Source organism: Myroides gitamensis, from assembly GCF_029894455.1.
GTDB lineage: Bacteria > Bacteroidota > Bacteroidia > Flavobacteriales > Flavobacteriaceae > Flavobacterium > Flavobacterium odoratum.
The window spans coordinates 78,704-98,680 of the sequence record NZ_JARYHN010000001.1 but is presented as its reverse complement, the minus strand read 5'-3'; the positions used below and the strand labels follow the sequence as shown (position 1 = coordinate 98,680).

Sequence of the window (19,977 nt, the reverse complement as noted above, 5' to 3'; positions counted from 1 at the left end):
TAATTACAATATTCTGTTTTTTTTCTATATATTTATAAGAGTACAATCTTAATTAATTAGCGATGAACAGATTATTTTATTATTTCAGCATGATACTTGTTGGATTAAGTGTGATGGGCTGTAAAGACAAAGCGCCATCCCCCACTCCTTCTGAGGTAGAGACAAGTACTCCAGTAGATCAAGTGAAAATTGATACTGCTATTGACGAATACGAATTGATTTCGCAAGAAACAATAGATAAACTAAACGAAGCTATTAAACGTGAGAAACTAACTTCAGTAGAAGGAATCATGCGATTCTACGCTCCAGAAGATAAAGAAGCAGAAGGAAAATACAGCTATGACATCACCGTTTTACAAATGTCAAATTCATCGCTTACTTTGATTACTTTAACTGAAGAAGGAATAAATGATGATTCGATGCAAGCGAAAAAAGTGGTCATGACTATTAAAGCAAAAGATGGTCACAACCAAGTAACGCAAATCAAACAAAGCTATAAATGCTGGGAAGGACGAGGCCACACCAATTGGAACGCTTCTCACTGCAGTTAACATAATAAAAAAAGTCGTGATTTAAATCACGACTTTTTTTTATCCTTATTCTGCTTGAGGTTGTTGTTGTTCATCATCCCTTTTAGCAATATTCATATTTGGAAATTTCTTTTGAATAGATTGTAAAGCAAATTCATTAATTTCATTCATTGCTTCAGGTGAAGGCAATTTTAATGTTTCTGCATTGTGTTTTAATACTTCTTCTAATAAGATTTGTGTTCTTAATAATTGAAAGTTCAAATCGATTAATTCTCCTGCTACGTCGATATCTCCTAATTTCATCTTACTGGTGTTAAATTAAAGTTTTGTTTTTATCTCAATCAAATTTAACAAAGTATTTCTAATATCTACTACAAAAGCATTTATTCTTCAAAATAAAATTGCAGCGGTTGGCGCAAGTTATAACGAGAAGACATCACCTCTCCATACGCCCCTGCAGAACGAATAGCAACCAAATCTCCACGAACTAATACAGGAAGCTCTACATTCTTACCAAAGCAATCGCTACTTTCGCAAATAGGCCCCACTACTTCGTACTTTTCTGTTGCCTCAACAGGAAGTTTACCTTGCTCCAAACGCTGTATTTGATGATAGGCTTGATACAGTGCAGGTCGCAATAGCTCAGTCATACCCGCATCGAGAATGGCAAAGTTTTTATTCACCCCTTTTTTAATATACAATACACGGCTGATTAAGCTTCCGCAATTAGCTACTAATGATCGTCCTAGTTCAAAATGAACTTGTTGCCCTGGCTTGGGTTCCAAAAAACGATGAAACAAAGCAAAAAAGTTGGCAAAATCTACGATTGCTTCGCCATCCGGATTTTTGTAATTAATACCAACCCCTCCCCCTACATTCAAGATTGGCACTACAATTCCCCTTTCAATAAACCACGTATTCCATTCATTAACTTTTAAACACAAACGTTTAAAAACAGTCCAATCCGTAATTTGAGACCCCACGTGAAAATGCAATCCTACCAAAGCTAACGCACTTTCATTAGAATGAATCAGGGTTAAGCAATCCTCCAATTCGTGCATCATGATACCAAATTTATTCTCATCTAACCCTGTAGTGATATAATGATGGGTATTTGCATCAATATTGGGATTTATGCGCAAAGCAACTGAAGCATGTGTTTCCATTTCTCTAGCTATGGCATCAATGACTTGCAATTCTTCCAGTGATTCTACATTAAAAGCCAATATGCCTTGACTCAATGCCACTCGGATTTCCTTTTCTGTTTTTCCTACACCTGCAAAAACAATTGATTTCGCTTGAAAACCATGGGCAATTGCCGTTTCTATTTCTAGGCCACTGACGCAATCAGCCCCTAATCCTAAGGTGCTAATTTCTTGGAGGATTCTGGGGTTATTATTCGCCTTTACCGCATAGTGAATGTGAAATCCCCATTGATCCGCAGCAGCTTTTGCCGCAGATATCGTTGCTCTGAGCAATGGCAAATCATAGTAATACAAAGGTGTTTCTTCTTTTTTTAGTTGTTCTAATATCGCAGTTGAAATCATAGTTCTCTCTTTAAAATAATCGGTGATGTAAAGCGCGTAAAGCTTCTATTTTGTATTTAGACGGAAGCAAAAGTGAAATATTATGCTCACTTCCTCCATAGGAAATCATGCGAATCGGAATGTGTTTTACCGCTTCCGACACAAGAGTTGCATACCCATTCTTATTTCGCTTAAAATCTCCTACAATACAAACAATAGTCTGATCTTCATCCACTTCCACTTTTCCAAAATGGTTCAATTCTGCTATAATTGCCTGTAAATGTGTACAGTCATCCAGCGTCAATGAAACTGCTACCTCAGAAGTGGTAATCATATCTATGGGTGTTTTATAACGTTCAAATACTTCAAAAACACGTCTTAGAAAACCATAAGCTAGTAACATACGCGAAGAGTGGATGCGAATAGCTGTGATATTATCCTTCGCTGCAACGGCTACAATTTCATCGGGATGATCAAACGTCGAGGAGATTAAAGTACCTGGCGCCTGGATATCCAATGTATCGAGTAGTCGAACAGGAATATTGGCTTTTTGCGCTGGAAAAACACTTTGAGGATGTAATATTTTCGCTCCAAAATAGGCTAATTCAGCGGCTTCATCAAAACTCAAATGAGCAATGGGTTTGGTATTGGATACACAACGTGGATCATTGTTGTGAAAACCATCAATATCCGTCCAAATTTGAATTTCTTCTACCTTTAATGCTGCTCCAATTAAAGAAGCAGTATAATCAGATCCCCCTCGTCTTAGGTTGTCTATTTCGCCAAAAGCATTTCTACAAATGTACCCTTGTGTAATAAACAAGGTTGCTGTCGGAAATTGAGTAAGCTTATCGTTTAATTGTTGTTGAATATAGGGTAAATCAGGTTCCTGATCTTCACTGATTCGCATAAAATCTAAAGCAGGAAGCAAAACGGATGCAATTCCTTTTTCTGTAAGATACTGATGAAAGAGCGCTGTGGACAACAATTCGCCTTGTGCCAAGACCCAACGTTCTTCTACCGAAGTAAACAAATCATTTCCCAACTCATCTAGCAGCGTAAAATGACTTTGGATTAGCGTATGTCCCTTTTCTTTTCCTTCCGTGGTAACAAAAAGCGCATCCACAAATACTTGATAAGATTGAAATAGCTGTTGAATCATTTGCCGCGCCTGAGCTACTTCTCCTTGTGCATAGTGTGCTGCAATCGCTACTAATGCATTTGTTGTTCCTGCCACTGCAGATAAAACGACCAATTTTCGATCGCTCTTTTGCGATTGGATAATAGGCCATAACTTTTCGAATCGCTCAGGACTTCCCACAGAAGTTCCTCCAAATTTTAATACTTTCATATCTTTCATTTACACACAAAAAAAGGGTTTGCCGCGATGACAAACCCTTTGTTATTTTATTTCATTATAAAAAATAAGGATATTGCTCACGATGCTTGACGTAAGTTTATCTTCTTTCCCTTTTTTATAACGATAAATTGCATTTTTCTTCTTTTTAGTATGCAACAAATATATTCACTTTCTCTTTACCTTTTATTTCATTAAAATATTTTTAACTTTTAATTAGTTTATTTTTAATAATTTGATTTTAGTACTACCCTCAATTATTTTTTCATCCAATCTCGTTAATTCCCCTATCCTTGTGTGAAATGAAAGATCAGTATTACAAGAAAAAAGAATAATAGTTTATATTTGCATCTTACTTTTTAAAGTTGTGAAAAGATGGTTTTATCTCCATCATTTTCCTTACTTTGCAAGACTAGACAAACAAACTATGCGAGCTTTACAATCCTTAAATAAATATTTCTATAAGTATAAATATCACTTCCTTACGGGTGTTATTATTACGATCGTTGCTCAGATTTTCACTCTTTATACTCCAAAATTAGTTGGGGATTCGATTCGAATTTTAGAGCAATTAAACACCTTTGACAAGGAAAAAGTTACTGCGCTGTTATTGTCCAATATCTTTTGGATTTTGGTTACGACTTTAATTGCCGGATTTTTGACTTTTTTAATGCGTCAAACGTTGATTGTGATGTCTCGCCATATTGAATTTGACCTAAAGAATGATATTTTCAAGCATTACGAAATTCTCACTCAAAGCTTTTACAAGCAAAATAGAACAGGGGATTTAATGAACCGCATCAGTGAAGATGTTGGAAAAGTAAGACAATACGTAGGTCCGGCGGTCATGTATTCGATCAATACATTAATTCGCTTTGCTGTTGTATTGACGCAGATGTATATCATTTCACCTCAATTGACTTTTTATTCGCTTCTACCCTTGCCGTTATTGGGGTATTTTATTTTTAAACTCAGCAAACAAATCAATGAACGCAGTTTAATTTTTCAGCAGAACTTATCCATCTTATCTACTTTTACGCAAGAGATATTTTCGGGGATGCGCGTCATCAAAGCTTATGCTATTGAACCTAAAAAAGTAGCTGAATTTGAAGAATTAACCCAGAGCAGCAAAGAGAAATCGCTTAAACTAGCTAAAACGGGAGCCTTGATTGGTCCTTTGATGATTTTGTTGATTGGACTGAGTAATTTACTGGTAATTACCATTGGTTCTATCATGTATTTCAATGGCAAAATTCCCGATATTGGAGTCATTGCCCAGTTCATTCTTTACATCAATATGTTAACATGGCCTGTTGCTTCTTTGGGATGGATTTCTTCGATGATTCAAGAAGCAGAAGCTTCACAAAAGCGTATCAATGAGTTTTTAGATGTACAACCTGAAATTTACAATACCAATCCTAATCCTACAGTAATCAAAGGAGATATCACATTCGAACATGTTTCTTTTACTTATACGGACACAGGTATCCAGGCTTTAAAAGATGTCAGCTTTAGCTTAAAACAAGGCGAAACTCTGGCTATTTTAGGAAAAACAGGATCTGGAAAAAGTACGTTATTATCGTTAATCAGTCGTATGTATACTATTGATTCAGGGCGTATTCTATTTGACAGAACTCCTATTGAGGATTGTAATTTAACTGATTTGAGAAAAAATGTTGCCGTTGTTCCACAAGATTCCTTTTTATTTTCGGATACGATCAGCAATAATATACGATTTGGAAAAGAAGATGCGACGATTGAGGAAATAATTGATGCCGCTAAAAAGGCAGTCGTTCATCACAATATTGAGCAATTTGAAAAAGGGTATGACACTGTTTTAGGGGAACGAGGATTGACCTTGTCTGGTGGGCAAAAACAACGTGTTTCTATTGCGAGAGCCTTAATCAAAGACGCTCCTATTCTCTTATTGGACGATGCTTTATCCGCAGTAGATACAGAAACTGAGGAGCGCATCTTAAAACATTTAGAAGAACACAGCAAACATATCACTACGCTCATTGTTACGCATCGCGTATCCTCAGCTAAAAATGCAGATCAGATTATTGTCTTAGATCAAGGTGCAATTATTCAGGCGGGAACACATGAAACTTTAATTAATCAACAAGGATATTATGCGGAGTTACATGAAAAACAATTGAAAGAAAAAGAAATAGTGTAAAAAGTTGGTTTATTAGGATTTTTTTTAGACTTTTGAAAGCTATATATACAAATCAATTAATTGATAGAAGGATTATGAGAGATAACGAAATGTTAGAAAAAGAAGAGATTTTCTCGAAAGTATTGAGAGCGGGTAGAAGAACTTATTTCTTTGATGTAAGAGCTACAAAAGCTGATGATTACTACATAACCGTAACTGAAAGTAAAAAATTCACAGAAGACGATGGATCATTCCACTTTAAAAAACACAAAATCTATTTATACAAAGAAGATTTTGCTGCATTTAAAGACATCTTAGATGAAATGACAGAATACGTAGTAAATCATAAAGGTGAAGAAGTTATTTCTGAAAGACACCAAAAAGATTTCAAAAAAGAATATCAAAAAGAAGATGATGATTCAGTAAACAGTTTTACAGACGTAGAATTTGATGATATTTAATCTTTTATAAAAAATAAATACGAAAGTTCAACTCGATGGGTTGAACTTTTTTTTATCTTTGTATCATCATAATAGGCAATGATGTCTGCCTCGAACCGCCTTGGAGCTGATGACGTCTAGTATACTATAGTTTATATAATCTATACAAAGCCGTTATGAATACAAGTAAAAAAATTAAAGACTTTCTTTTCCATTCCCCGAACAAACCTTTCGTTTGGGTAGTTTTAAGTGTACTTATTGGTAGTTTAATTGGTAGTGCCTCTGCTCTATTTCTATTTGTTCTAGAATACGTTACAACAGTACGTCAAGCGAATCCACTATTCTTATTTGGGCTTCCTGTTGGAGGATTTCTTATTGGCTGTTTATACTACTATTTTGGAGGGAATGCAAACAAAGGCAATAACTTATTAATTCAAGAATACCATCACCCTATAGCAAAAATACCATTTAAAATGGCACCTTTAGTTTTAGTAGGTACTTGGGTTACCCACTTATTTGGAGGTTCTGCTGGTAGAGAAGGAACTGCGGTACAAATGGGGGGTGCAATCGCAGATCAATTCACGAAACTTTTCAAACTAGAGGCTACAGATCGACAAGCGATGCTCCTGATGGGGATTGCAGGCGGATTTGCATCTGTTTTTGGAACTCCACTAGCTGGAACGGTGTTCGCTTTAGAGCTCATGGTTGTTGGTCGTAATAAGTACACTTATATCTTGCCTTTGCTCCTTACTTCCATTGTTTCGCATTATGTATGTTTAGCTTGGGGCATCACGCATACGGTTTATATAGTAGATTGGGTTCCTACTTTAGAACTCTATACACTGCTGAAGGTGAGTATAGCGGGGGTGTTATTTGGGTTAACAGCCATTTTATTTGTTAAGTCAACGGATACCGTTTCGCATTTTGCATCCAAGTTTATTAGTTATCCTCCTTTGCGTCCATTTTTGGGTGGAATTGTCTTTCTTTTTCTTTTTTATTTGATTCAAGATACGCGATTCTTAGGATTGGGGGTAGAAACTATTGTTGATTCCTTTCATACCTCGCAAACCTACAGTGTATTTTTACTCAAAATAGTATTTACAGCTCTTACATTAGGTGCAGGCTTCAAAGGTGGAGAAGTCACCCCTTTATTCTTCATTGGTGCTACCTTGGGTAGCTTTTTAGCCCTATACCTTCAATTGCCTATCGGATTTGTTGCTAGTTTAGGATTTGTTGCTGTATTTGCAGGTGCTACAAAAACTCCACTGGCGTGTATCTTTATGGCTACTGAATTATTTGGAAGTGAAACACTTATCTACACTGCCCTTTGTTGTCTAATCGCCTATTTCATCAGTGGTAAACACAGCATCTATAAATTTCAATTATACCTATAAAACCAAGCTTCCATACGCTTAAACACTAAAAAAAAAGAGCAAAGATTAAATTTTAATCATACAAATATAAAAATATATAAAAAATCATCATTCATTCCTAATAAAATTATCATATTAGCATTTTTACAGCATAATCTTGCCAAAATAATAATTATAAAAATCTTTTAAATTCAAAATCTTTACTACCTTTGCTTCCGATAGAAGTGATTTTATTTTCTGTTTTTTTGAATTAGAAAAGGGGAAAAAATCGGCCCTATTCACCCTATTTTTAAACTATTAACATTACAAACTAGACAACAAAAAGATTGCACTAAATTTTAGATTTATGTTTCACAAAAAGTTTTTTAATCGATTCACATTTGGACAATTGACCATTGCATTGGTTGTGATTTACGTATTGTACTCTATTACCACTTTTGTTCTTTACCAATCAACAGCTAGCATTGTTAATCTTGTAATCTCCGGAATTCTAACATATTTAACAATCTATGATTTAATTCAAAACAAACATACGATTCGTAAAAACTATCCTTTATTTGCGCGTTTCAGATATATGTTTGAATCTATTCGTCCAGAGATGCGTCAGTATTTTTGGGAAGGAGAATTAGACGGAAAACCATTTAACCGTCGCGAGCGCTCTATTGTTTATCAAAGAGCTAAAAACGAAAAACAAACCGTTTCATTTGGTATGCAAGATGATGCTAATCGTATTGGTTACGAATGGGCTGCACACTCTGTATATCCAAAACACGTTTCAGATACTAATTTCAGAACCTTAATTGGAGGTGAAGATTGTAAACAACCGTATAGCGCAAGTATTTATAATATTAGTGCAATGAGTTATGGTGCCTTGAGTAAAAAAGCGATTACTGCTTTAAACGAAGGAGCTAAAATTGGTGGTTTTGCTCACAACACAGGTGAAGGAGGAATTAGCCAATACCACCGTTCAGGAGGAGATTTAATTTGGCAAATTGGTACAGGATACTTTGGTTGTCGTGATGAAAAAGGATTCTTCAGTGACCAATTGTTTGAAGAGCGTTCAAATTACCCTGAGGTAAAAATGATCGAGTTAAAACTTTCTCAAGGAGCTAAACCTGGACACGGAGGATTATTACCAGCTGAAAAGAATACGGTTGAAATTGCTGCAATTAGAAGTATTACACCTCATACAACGGTACACTCACCATCTGGACACACTGCATTCAGTAATCCAATTGAATTAGTACAGTTTTTGGCTAAGCTTAGAACGTTATCAAACGGAAAACCAGTTGGATTTAAAATCTGTATTGGTCGTAGAGATGAGTTCATCGCTATTATTGATGCAATGAAACAAACAGGTATCACACCTGACTTTATCACTATTGATGGTGCTGAAGGTGGTACAGGAGCTGCTCCATTAGAGTTTATCGACTATATGGGAATGGCTTTGAATGATGCTTTGGTATTTGCTAATAAGACATTAATCGAAAATGGATTAAGAGGAAAAATCAGACTTTTAGCTTCAGGAAGAATTATCTCTGCCTTTGATATTGCTAAGACAATGGCACTTGGTGCTGATGCATGTTATAGTGCAAGAGGGATGATGTTTGCTTTAGGTTGTATTCAAGCTTTACAGTGTGACAGTGGTCACTGTCCTGTAGGAATTGCTACACAAGATGAAACCTTATACAAAGCATTAGATGTTACAGACAAGAGAATGCGTGTAGCTAACTTCCACAAAAATACAATGAAAGCTTTAGGAGAATTCATCAGTGCAGTTGGATATGAAAAACCAAGTGAAATTGACCCTAGAACGTTCCATAAACGTGTGGATCACGGTGTAACTAAGAGTTTTCAAGAAATGTACTTCGGAGAATTAGATACGCGTAAAAAAGCATAACTTATTCAATTAATAAAAAAAAAGGCTGTCTTCAAAAGAGACAGCCTTTTTTTATATCCCACCTTATTAAGACTTTATCTTGATCAACATCATTCGTTTACCAGCATAAATAAGAAGAGGGCAGCCTTGTTAGACCACCCTCTCTCTTTCCCTAAAAAAGCACTCACTCTTAACGAGCGAGTGCTAAAACAATTAAAACAAAAAATCAATTATAGACCAAAACCATATTTTATTTTAATTCCCACAGCGTATGTTTTTAATTTATACGCTGCATTGTCGTACACTGCATTGCGTTGTACTAAAGCTTCTCCTTTTACAGCATCCGGTTTATAACCAATTAAAGCGGATCTGTCAGCTTTACTATCAGATTTCTTGATATCATTTAATCCAATATCAAAATACAATCCAAAGTATAGATTTTGTCTTTCGGCTAATTCGTACTTGTATCCTACTTCTCCTACCCAAGCGATTCGCGTATCAACATCAATATCTTTCTTTTCTTTAGGTGAATCAAAAGAGCCCAATCCTCCAAATTCAGGATAAGGTAAAACCAATTCATATTGTGGAAAATATCCTTCGGTTTGCAGCTGATTGAAAGTCGTTTCTACCTCGCTCGTCATACTCAACCCTATCTGAACTCCCGTTCTGAAATACAAATTATTCTCCATTGTATAACCTACTGTAATTGGAATGTTCAGCTGATTTAGTGTTATTTTCTCGCTAACTGAACTGGCTTTGTATCGAAAGATAAAGTTATCTCCTTCCCAATCGGTTACAGGTAAACTTCCTTCTAAGCGACTCATGTCGCTCTTGATGGTATTCATGGTATAAATTCCTCCAATACCTACACTCCATTTGCGAGACAAATGATAATCGTAGTGAAGCCCTGCTCCATAAGACATTCCTCCATCTGACTTCGCATTGTAAGGCAAACTATTTTGAACACCTAAATAACCACCTTGCACGCTAACGCCGACTTCGTGTTTGTTGTAATAGTAACGGCTAAATTGAGCTGTCGCTGTTTGACTAATCAAACACAGACCAAATAGGCTTAATGCATATATAACTTTTTTCATAAAATTCGTTTTAAAAATCAGGCGGAAGCGGTGCTACCGCCTGACAACTATTTAAAATTAATAAACCTACTCTTTCCTACTATTCTCTTACAATAAACTGAACAGATTGGTGTTTCCCTTCTGATTTCAATACTAAGAAATAAGATCCTGTAGTAATTGTAGTTGGTAAATTCAACTCTTTTCTATTGCCATTGAATGATCCTTTACTTACTACTTGTCCTAATACGTTATAAATAATGTATGAGTTTTCATAATCTGTTTTAGAATCTAATACAACATTCAACGACTCTGTTTTACGAACTGGATTCGGGTAAACTTGCAATTCCTCTGCCTGTTCAAATCCTAATTCAATTGGACAAGTTGTAAACTTAGTTCCATTTTTCAAAGTAAGAACAGCGTGGTATGTAGCAGTTGGATCTAGTTTCATTCCATATTCACCTCCTGCAGAATACGCTTGTTGTGTACCGATCAATTCGTCATTTTTAAACCACTCGAATTTCACAAAATTATAGCCTCCGTTTGTTTCTTGATTGTTATTTACTAATAATACGTTTTCGTATTTCTGATAAATAACATTTGTGGTTGCTAAACGTTTCTCTATGATTACATAGTATTTTTTACTCTTCGTGCCATCTTCTGAGAATACTTCGATTTCTTGTCTATGTACTCCATATGTTTTCACGTCTACTACAATCTGAGTACTTGGTTTTACTGTTGTGCCTTTTGGTACAATAACATCTAAGGTTACTGTATTTTGGTTAGTAGCACAATCTAATACCACATACGTTTCATCTTGTATTTTACCATAAGAAACACCGTCTACTAGTAGTTCGGATATTTCCGTTCCATTACTCTTAATGATTAGTGTTCTTGACACTGGTTTAGCTGGCAAATAATTTTCATTACCGTCTTGATAAGCCGTAATAGTTGCTGTACCTACTTGTAATGGTGTAACTAATCCAGCTGGTGTCATGGTTAAGATTGGTTGATCATCAAAAGTCACTTCGTAACGAATTGGCAATCTAGAACTTGCTCTAGCCTCTAATTGGAATGAAGGAGTATCATCTAATATTACAACACTCAATTCATCAAACGTAATCACTTGTTCTGCTTTGACAATTCTCAATTCAGCGTTCAATTCTTTTGTTTCAAAATTCGGACCGTAATCAATAATTGCTTTTACTGCATAACGACCAACTTCTGTTTGATTATTATTAACATAAGTTACCACAGCATTTGGTGATAAATCTCCTGTTACCGCTAAACTTTTCACCGTACCATCATACGTAAATGTTTTTGATGGTAGTGTAACATTACCTACTTCATCTCTAACGATTTCAAACGTTGAAGGTACAAATGTGTCAATAAAGTAATTTGCTCTCGCTGCAAGTGTTCCTTGATTGATTGCATAAACACCTACTGCTTCTCCCGCTGCTCTTCCTAAATTACCTGAAATTGCATTTACATTTCTGTCATTAAACTGCAATCCTTGAAGAGTGTAAGTTAAGATTGGATCAGCGCTTCCAAATATTTTTCGCTGATTTGCAACAACAACAACAAGAGGTGCTTGTTTTATTTCAAACGTAATTGCTGTATCAACTACAAATGTATAGTTGTTATGAAGCGAAGCTAAACTACCTACTGCATAACGGTAAACACGTACGTTCTCACCTTCTACTCTTCCTAATAAACCACTAATTACAGCTGTTGTGTCCGTGAATTTAAATCCAGTTGCTGTATAATTTAATACTGGGTCATCTTGTCCATATACTTTATTCTGTCCTCCTATAGGAGTAATCATTAAAGTAGCTGGAGTAATGGTTAAATTACCTAACTCAAACTGTAAGCGATAATTTGTTGTAGTCGCTATAGTTCCGTTTTGGTAAGCATATACTCCCACATTTTCACCTTGTTGACGTGTTAACGCTCCCGTAAGAACCGCATTTGTATCGCCATTCGTTAATCCTACTACTTGGTAGTTTACGGCTGGATCATTATCACCATATACTTTCGTTTGATTAACCATTTTAATGGTCAATTCTGCAGGAGTAATTATAAAGTTTGCCCCTGTAAACGTAATCGTATAGTTTGTCGATGTTAACGTACCTTGTGTAATCGCATACGTACCGATATTTTCACCTGGCTCTCTTACTAGAGCACCTGTTAATGCTGTATTATCATCATTAAATTGATATCCTTGTCCCGTAAATCCTAAAGTAGGTTCTACTTGTCCATATACTTTAGTCATTTGAGTCGCTTGTACTCTTAATACTGCTGGTGTAATTTTGAAAGTCGCTGCTGTAAAATCAAATGTATAATTAGCTGCACTTAAGCTACCTATACCAATTGCATAATCTCCTACATTTTCTCCAGCTACTCTAGCTAATCTTCCTGTTACTACACTTGCATTATCTGTCAATTTAAATCCTTCAACTGTATAAGTTAACGTTGGATCTGCTGCTCCATATACTTTAGCAAGATCATTCGCAACAACAGTTAATACAGCTGGTGTTACATGTACTTTAACTTCCGTACGTGCACTTTCACATCCATTGATGATACGTTGACTTACCCAATACGTTGTGATTCCAACTGCATTTGCCGAAGGCGTTGGTGCAGTTGTACTTCCCGTTGTTGCATCACCTACATACCACACTAATTCATCTCCACTGGTAAGGTTCGCTTCAAGTACAACTGGTGTATCACCATATGCATAATATATATCTGCTGTTGCAACTGTTGGAGCTTCTAATATAGCTTCAACAAACACCTGCACAGCCGTTCTAACTTCACTTTCACAATTGTTTAATTTTTGTGAAGCATAGTATATTGCTTCATCTCGTAAAGGTGTTGTAGGTGTAATCAAGGTTCCTCCTACAGGAGCATCATACCATTTAATAGCTGTTCCTTCTGCTGTTAAATTAGCAACTGTTGGATTATTAATTAAACAAAATCTCTGTATCGCCTGTGCTTCTGGAGCTGGAGTACGAGATAAATGAACAGTTATTGCTATTCTTTCAGACTCACATCCTACTTGAGGGAAATGACTTGAGACATAATAAGTCGTTCCGTTACTCAATACGGTTGTATCAGGTAAAGCTTCCGTTGCTGTTTCAAATGCATACCATTTACTTTCAAATCGATTAGCCAATGTAACCACTAAATCTGCCAATGTAGTATCTTCACATAATGATTGATCCGCATCCGCAATTGGAAGAACAGGTTGGATAATTTCTATTTGTACCGGTTGACGTGGTGAACTACAAATACCATTGGTCAACTCCACATAATACGTACCTGTTTGCGTAATTGTTGTTAACGCTGTTGTAGCTGTCATTGAAGCAAACCATTTTGCAGTTGTTTCACCAGTAATAGTCATTGGAATATCAGTAACATTTACTGTTTCACAAAAAGTAGATTCATCAATTACAAAACTTCCAAGATCTACTATTTCTACTGCTACTTCTCTTGTAATCTCACATTCTGAATCTCCATCTTTAGCTATTAAAGTATAAGTAGCTGGATCTGTAGCTCTTACATATACTATTCGACGTGAATCTCCAGTATATGCTTCAGTTCCCTCTGGGTTTGTGTATAAGCCCATTAATGGAGCCCATGTATATTGATGTGTAGCCGTAAATCCTAATTTAATATTAGGTCTATTTCTCGAAACGCCACTAGAAGTAAATGAGGTTCTAGTATCCATTCCACCTATTCCTCCAGTAACACTATCAGATGCTCCGTAAACAACACTATCGAATGTAGTAGTTGAATAACGATGTGTTGTTCCAGAACCATTACCTCCGTTTCCAGCATTGTGTACAGTTTCAATAATTAAATTACTTGTACCATCCCACACGAATGGAGTGTTCAATGTAAATGTTACAAAACCTGAAGCTGATGGAGTAAAAGATAGGCTATTATACACGGTTGTCAACGTTGACGAAGTACCTAAACTTGCCGATACCATAGCAGTTATAGTTGTATGTCCCATTCGAATGGTAAAATCTTTACACTGAGAAGCTGCAAAAGCATTTAATTCAAAGGCAAGTGTTTGAATCATACTACCTGCAGTTAATCCTTTTGCTAACAATTCGTCTTTGGTATAAAGCATTTGTGTCTTCACACCTCCATAGTAAGCAGACAGAGGATTTGGATAACTTGTTGTACCTGTAGCCAATGTTCCTGTTCCAAAAATAGATTCAGTACTTCTACCAGTACCAGCATTCAATTCTCCTACTGTTCCAGGACACAACTCTATTGATGTTAGCATACCATTCACCTCTGGAGTAGGTTTTACAACAACTCGTACTGTCTTTTTAACTTTACAAGCACCATTCGATTGAGAAACAGTTAACACATAATCTGTAGTCTCTGTTGGTGAGAATGTCCATCCCGTAGTAGCATTTCCTGTTACTCCTGTAGTTGGCATCCATTCGTACGTATCATAATTTGCAGTTCCTTCAGTAACAGTAACTACATTGCTTGCTTGTTCTCTACAAATTTCTAACTCCGCTGTTGATAATGTAAAAGCTGGTGCTTCAGTTACAGTAGCTACTACTTCAGTACGAGGACTTGTACATCCTACTTCATATCCAATATTATAAAAATAATAATAGGTGGAACTTGCACCCGAAAGATATCCTCCTGTAAGTGTAATTGCATTATCATCACTTACATAAGGAAAAGAAGCTGAGTATTCTCTAATTAAAGATACTCCTGAATAAGCTTTAATTAACATGCGGTAACCTGTACCTGGCTGTACATCAAAATTCATAGGAACTTGAGTCGGTGTTGTTAAACCATTTGCCTGAATATTTATATTCCCTGTAGAATATAATTCGGTTCCTGCACTATTAGTAATTTTTACATTTATAGTTCCACTACTTGTAGCATAAATATTTGCACTTGTAATTTTTATTGGCTCTGTAACAGAGAATACAATACCTGTATCCGTACCTTCATACGTAGAATTATCAGTTGGGGCAACTTTTCCTACATTCTTAATTACTGCATCCGCGGTTGAACTTACCCAATATGATGTCGTTTGTGAAATTTCTGGTGTAACAAATGTATTTCCTGTACCTAATGCAGTTGTGCTTGTAGCTGTTTCATACCATCTTACCAGGCCTCTTTCATAAGTAGCTTGAAGTGTTGTCGTACCAACTCCACAAATTGATCCACCAGTAGAAGAAACTAAAGCAGGAGGTTGACAAAGTGTTTTAAATACTTTTCCTTCTGTCCAAGCACTTTTATCTGTCCCTACGCACACTGATCGGATGTAAATTTTATAATCTGTTAACGGTTGTAAGCCATTTACTGTAGCTGTTAATACACCCGCAGCTGTCATTCCTGTTGCTACACGCCCTGCTGTTTCTCCTGGATTACCTGAAGTGCGAACTTCATATTCATATCCAGTAGCAGGCGCTTGCTCTGGCACCGCCCAAGTAAACGTAACACTATTATAAGCTAAAGTAGCACTATCAACGGTTATCTCTCCTGGAACAAAACAAGTTGGCGTTTTATCTAATTCAACATCTCCTATATATAGATTCAGTTTATTTGCATCTGAATACGCTTGGAAACCAATATAAAACACCCCACTTGTAACTGGTGTAAAATCTATAATTTTCTCAATTGTAGTACCACTCGAACTGGTAGTTACAGTGAACAACTCAGTCGTCATTCCTGTATTCACCGCTGAGGCACCATAACTTACACGTAGTTTTTCAGCCCAATTACCATGCGAATATTTAAATTTCAATCGATAACTTTGACCTGCGACTAAATTAATTGCATTAGTAAAAAACCAATCATCCGCAGCATTCGTACTATGAAAAGGATATCCCATTACTTTTGTACCTCTAAATGGAGTTCCAGATGGTTTATCAAATGATATCCATGTTTTATTATCATCATTGACATTTTGTACTGCTAAACAGAACGGAATATTTGGTGTAGTTACATAATTGATATCCATTACGTAAGGTACGTTCTCGATTGCACAATCCGTTCTAAAGTTTAATACCTCTGTCCATACACTTAAATCAGTTCCAGAACATACAGCTCTCACATAAAACTTATAGGCAGTATTAGACTGTAGTCCATTTACTGTTGCTGTAACTACGCCCGCTGCTGTAGTTCCAGATGCTACACGCCCAGCAGCATCACCTGGATTACCTTCCGTACGAACTTCATATGCATACCCATTTGCTGGTAAACTACGTGAAGCTGTCCATCTAAAAATAGCTGTATTTGTTGTCACACTAGTAAGTATAGCATCAGTTGGTTCAATACAAGCTGGCGATGCATCCACTTTAATATCTCCAATAAACCAAGAAGCCTTATTCGCATCAGAATACGACTGAAAACCAATATAATATACACCACTTGTTGCAGGTATAAAATCAATAAATTTATTTACTGTCGCGTTGGTAGTTCCTGTTTCAATTGTAAATAATTCGTTGGTCATAGCTGTATTAAGAGCTGACGAGCCATAACTTACTCTCAACTTTTCGACTTGTCCTGCATCTCTATACTTAAAAGAAACACGATAGCTTTGTCCTGCTACTAAATTTAATCCTTGCGTATAAAACCAATCATTCGCGGCATTAGTAGCATGCATATTATACTTCATTACATTTGCATCTACAAAACCTGAAGAAGAAGGTTTACTAGAAGCCGTCCAAGTCTTACTATCGTTATTAACATCTTGTACTGTAACGCAACTTGGCACAACAGAAGATGAAGAAAGAGCCATTACATAAGGAATATTAACAGACGTACAAAGAGTTTTGAAGCTAATCACTGCCCAAGACGAATTATTATTATCTCCACAATTTGTTCTGATATAAAAATAATATTGTGTATCTGGAGTCAACGTAGTCAAATCAACTTGTTCTTCAGCATTTGATACTGAACCAGTGCTAATTCTTCCAGTCGCTGTTCCGACATTTGTGTTAGTACGCAGTTCATACTCTTGTGCCATAATACTCCCTGAGTTATTCACCCAATTCATCGTAGCTGTGGTTGAAGTTAATCCAGAAACAGAAAGATTTTCTGGTTTTTGACAAGGATTCAAAACTCCTAAAAATTGTATTTGGCCCACCGAATTAGTTCGTGTTCCAGAAACACTATTTAAATTTACCACATTATAAATTCCTCCTGAATCTCTAGAACTATATATCCCTCTATTTGTCGCCGTATAGCTTCTAAAAAAAGGTCTTCCATCGTAAGTAGAGTAATCTGGTTTTTTTTCCACTACGGTAACTAGAATATTATCCGTCCCATTATAATTAAAAGGAGTAGTCAAGGTCAATTCCAGCCATTGGCCTACAACTGGAGTAATTATACCGCTAAATACTGGTGTGACTCCTACTAAAGACACATAATCAGAACTTCCTGAAAAAGAGGTTTTAGTTGTGTGAGTAATATATACATCCCAGTCGTCCCATTTATCACTACCATCCGAAAAAGCATCTACAAACCATTTTATTTTCGTGATATCTCCAGCCATTCCATCCTGAGCTACATACTCAGAATTCAGAATAATCTGTTGACTAACACTGAAAGAGTCTCGTCCATAAATCGGAAACCGATCCGTAGTAGCTGTTCCCGAACCAATTTGGATCTGGGAGAACATTGATAACGAAAAGCTGAGTAAGAACAGCCACGTTAAAAGTAATTTCTGCTTCATAAATTAAATAGAGTAAATAATGATTAATAATTGATTTAATTGTTCTGTGTTTTTGAAGCCATAAGGTGTCTTTACAAAAACTTAAGCAAAATATAACATTCTGTTAAAAAAATAATATATTTGGGGTGGACATTAGGGTGGACAAAAGGGTAGACATCCAAAAATTTAACTATATTTGCTCATTCATTCGATATAAAAAGGTATTTATGAAAAAAATAGTATACTTTATTATTTTATTATGTTTCTACTCTTGTAGCAATACAAGAGATAATACCTCTTTACATATCAACCAATTCCTAACAGAGCTACATAAAGTAGATGATATTACTAAATTAGACGAACTAGTTCAGGCTCAATCCTCCAGTCCTCATCCCTTACAAAAAGATCTATTACATATCATTCAGAAGGTGAAAAGAGCCCAGATTAAAGCGGAGGAACTAGGCGCATTTAATGAGCAGACAACCTTATTAATGAAAGAAGCGGAAGTACAAATAAAAGCTTTAAATTTCCCTAGTTTAACCCATTGGTTTAATACCCAAATAGGTTTTTACTACTATACGTATAATCATTATATCGAAGCCGCTAATTACTATAGTGAAGTTGCTTACATTTTAGATCATCATCCAGAAGAAATTACCATACAGCCTACTGATATCTACCGAAAAATTGGTTATTTCTATGGAACCATTGGCAAATACAAGCAGGGAATTACCTACTTAACCAAAGCATTACAATTCACTTCCAAAGACAATATCAATTACACGAGCTTATTGAATGCAATTGGTAATTTTGCAATTAAGGACAAACAAGAAGCATTAGCTTACCCTTATTTAATACAAGCCAAAAATTTAGCGGAAAGTCAAGGAGATCTTTTGCGTTATGCCAAGATTTTAGGTGATTTAGCAAGCATCGAAAACAATAAACAAAATTGGGAAAAAGCCATTGCTTATTTAGAAGAAGATATTACACTTTCTAAGAAAGTGGATGACAAAAAGAATACTATGTTTGCCTTGCTCTCGCTTGCACAAGTGTATTGGGATAAAGGTGATGTCGCAAATACCAAGAAAACAGCACTAGAGGCTTTTTCGTATACACAGACTCTAAATTATGTCAAGGGGTTTGAATATGATATCATGAAATTACTATTGGAAGTTTCAATTGCGGAAAAAGATGAAAAACGCGAATTGCTCTATAGAAGAAAGTTAACGACCCTCAATGAATATATTAGTGAAACTGAAGGTCAAAAGGCCATCGATCAAATTAATTGGGATGCCGAAATTGAATTGATTAACTTACAATTAGAATCACAGCGCTATCACTATGAAAAAATCAATTATCAGCGTCTACTTTTTTTGTCGCTTTCTTTTTCATTGGGTTGTGTTCTTGTTTTTCTTTACAAGGTATATCGAAAACAATTATCCAAACAAGCATCCATGTATGAATCTAATATTCAAAAAATTGAACAAGAGATGGCCGAATCTGAGAAAAGATGGCAAGACACGAATCACTCTTTGGACTCCTATAAAGAATACTTAGCAGAAAAAACAAAACAGATTAATATCTTAGAAGTAGAATTAAATAAAATAAAGGATTCTACAAGTGTAAAATCCCAAGCGGAACGCATGAAGCTAGAACAAACCATCTCTTCTCACTTGATGACAGATGAGAGTTGGTTGGTATTCAAAAAGACCTTTCAAACAGAGCAGTCAGAATATTATGCAAATCTCATTGCTTCCTTTCCGGATTTAACAGATTCTAATTTACGTGTTATTTTATTACAGCGATTGAATCTTACCAATCAAGAGACGGCTAATATTTTAGGCATTACAATTGATGCTGTAAAAAAGACGAAACAGCGTTTACGAAAAAAATATAGTGATACCTATCAACAATTATTCGATTAAAAGCATAAAAAAAGGTT

Annotated in this window: 11 protein-coding genes and 1 riboswitch; of the genes, 6 read left to right on the top strand and 5 right to left on the bottom strand. The window is 35.8% G+C overall.

Going from position 1 to position 19,977, the window contains the following annotated elements; genetic code table 11:
• Nucleotides 1-62 precede the first annotated feature (62 nt).
• Entirely contained in the window at nucleotides 63-551 is a 489-nt protein-coding gene (locus M2306_RS00445; RefSeq protein WP_115091437.1) for a hypothetical protein, read from the top strand.
• 45 nt (nucleotides 552-596) lie between these two features.
• On the opposite strand, the gene M2306_RS00440 is transcribed toward M2306_RS00445, so the two are convergent.
• From M2306_RS00440 to M2306_RS00430, 3 genes are all read right to left on the bottom strand, one after another.
• Nucleotides 597-833, bottom strand: a complete 237-nt coding sequence (locus M2306_RS00440) for a hypothetical protein (protein ID WP_259189702.1) — start codon at nucleotides 831-833, stop codon at nucleotides 597-599.
• A gap of 80 nt (nucleotides 834-913) precedes the next feature.
• Nucleotides 914-2,077 carry a diaminopimelate decarboxylase gene (gene lysA, locus M2306_RS00435; protein WP_259189704.1) on the bottom strand — a complete coding sequence of 388 codons (1,164 nt, stop codon included), beginning with the start codon at nucleotides 2,075-2,077 and terminating at the stop codon, nucleotides 914-916.
• 10 nt (nucleotides 2,078-2,087) lie between these two features.
• Complete coding sequence (locus M2306_RS00430) at nucleotides 2,088-3,407, bottom strand: aspartate kinase (protein WP_259189713.1); 1,320 nt, start codon at nucleotides 3,405-3,407, stop codon at nucleotides 2,088-2,090.
• Between the two features lie 433 nt (nucleotides 3,408-3,840).
• Between M2306_RS00430 and M2306_RS00425 the strand changes: the two genes are divergently transcribed.
• The 4 genes from M2306_RS00425 (at nucleotide 3,841) to M2306_RS00410 (ending at nucleotide 9,284) form a co-directional block, all read left to right on the top strand.
• On the top strand, nucleotides 3,841-5,592 hold the full coding sequence (locus tag M2306_RS00425; RefSeq protein ID WP_259189714.1) for an ABC transporter ATP-binding protein: 1,752 nt from the start codon (nucleotides 3,841-3,843) through the stop codon (nucleotides 5,590-5,592).
• Nucleotides 5,593-5,666: 74 nt separating this feature from the next.
• Complete coding sequence (locus M2306_RS00420) at nucleotides 5,667-6,032, top strand: PUR family DNA/RNA-binding protein (protein ID WP_002987195.1); 366 nt, start codon at nucleotides 5,667-5,669, stop codon at nucleotides 6,030-6,032.
• A 65-nt stretch (nucleotides 6,033-6,097) separates the two neighbouring features.
• A riboswitch (Fluoride riboswitch) is annotated at nucleotides 6,098-6,158 on the top strand.
• 29 nt (nucleotides 6,159-6,187) lie between these two features.
• A complete protein-coding gene (locus M2306_RS00415) occupies nucleotides 6,188-7,405 on the top strand; it encodes a voltage-gated chloride channel family protein (RefSeq protein ID WP_259189715.1) in 1,218 nt (405 codons plus the stop codon).
• 325 nt (nucleotides 7,406-7,730) lie between these two features.
• A complete protein-coding gene (locus tag M2306_RS00410) occupies nucleotides 7,731-9,284 on the top strand; it encodes an FMN-binding glutamate synthase family protein (protein WP_115091442.1) in 1,554 nt (517 codons plus the stop codon).
• Nucleotides 9,285-9,493: 209 nt separating this feature from the next.
• On the opposite strand, the gene M2306_RS00405 is transcribed toward M2306_RS00410, so the two are convergent.
• Both M2306_RS00405 and M2306_RS00400 read right to left on the bottom strand, forming a co-directional pair.
• Nucleotides 9,494-10,360, bottom strand: a complete 867-nt coding sequence (locus M2306_RS00405) for an outer membrane beta-barrel protein (protein ID WP_115091443.1) — start codon at nucleotides 10,358-10,360, stop codon at nucleotides 9,494-9,496.
• 79 nt (nucleotides 10,361-10,439) lie between these two features.
• Nucleotides 10,440-18,056, bottom strand: a complete 7,617-nt coding sequence (locus tag M2306_RS00400; RefSeq protein WP_259189718.1) for an MBG domain-containing protein — start codon at nucleotides 18,054-18,056, stop codon at nucleotides 10,440-10,442.
• Nucleotides 18,057-18,262: 206 nt separating this feature from the next.
• Between M2306_RS00400 and M2306_RS00395 the strand changes: the two genes are divergently transcribed.
• The gene (locus M2306_RS00395; RefSeq protein ID WP_259189719.1) at nucleotides 18,263-19,960 is read left to right on the top strand and encodes a tetratricopeptide repeat protein; all 1,698 of its coding nucleotides are present in this window, start codon (nucleotides 18,263-18,265) and stop codon (nucleotides 19,958-19,960) included.
• Nucleotides 19,961-19,977 lie beyond the last annotated feature (17 nt).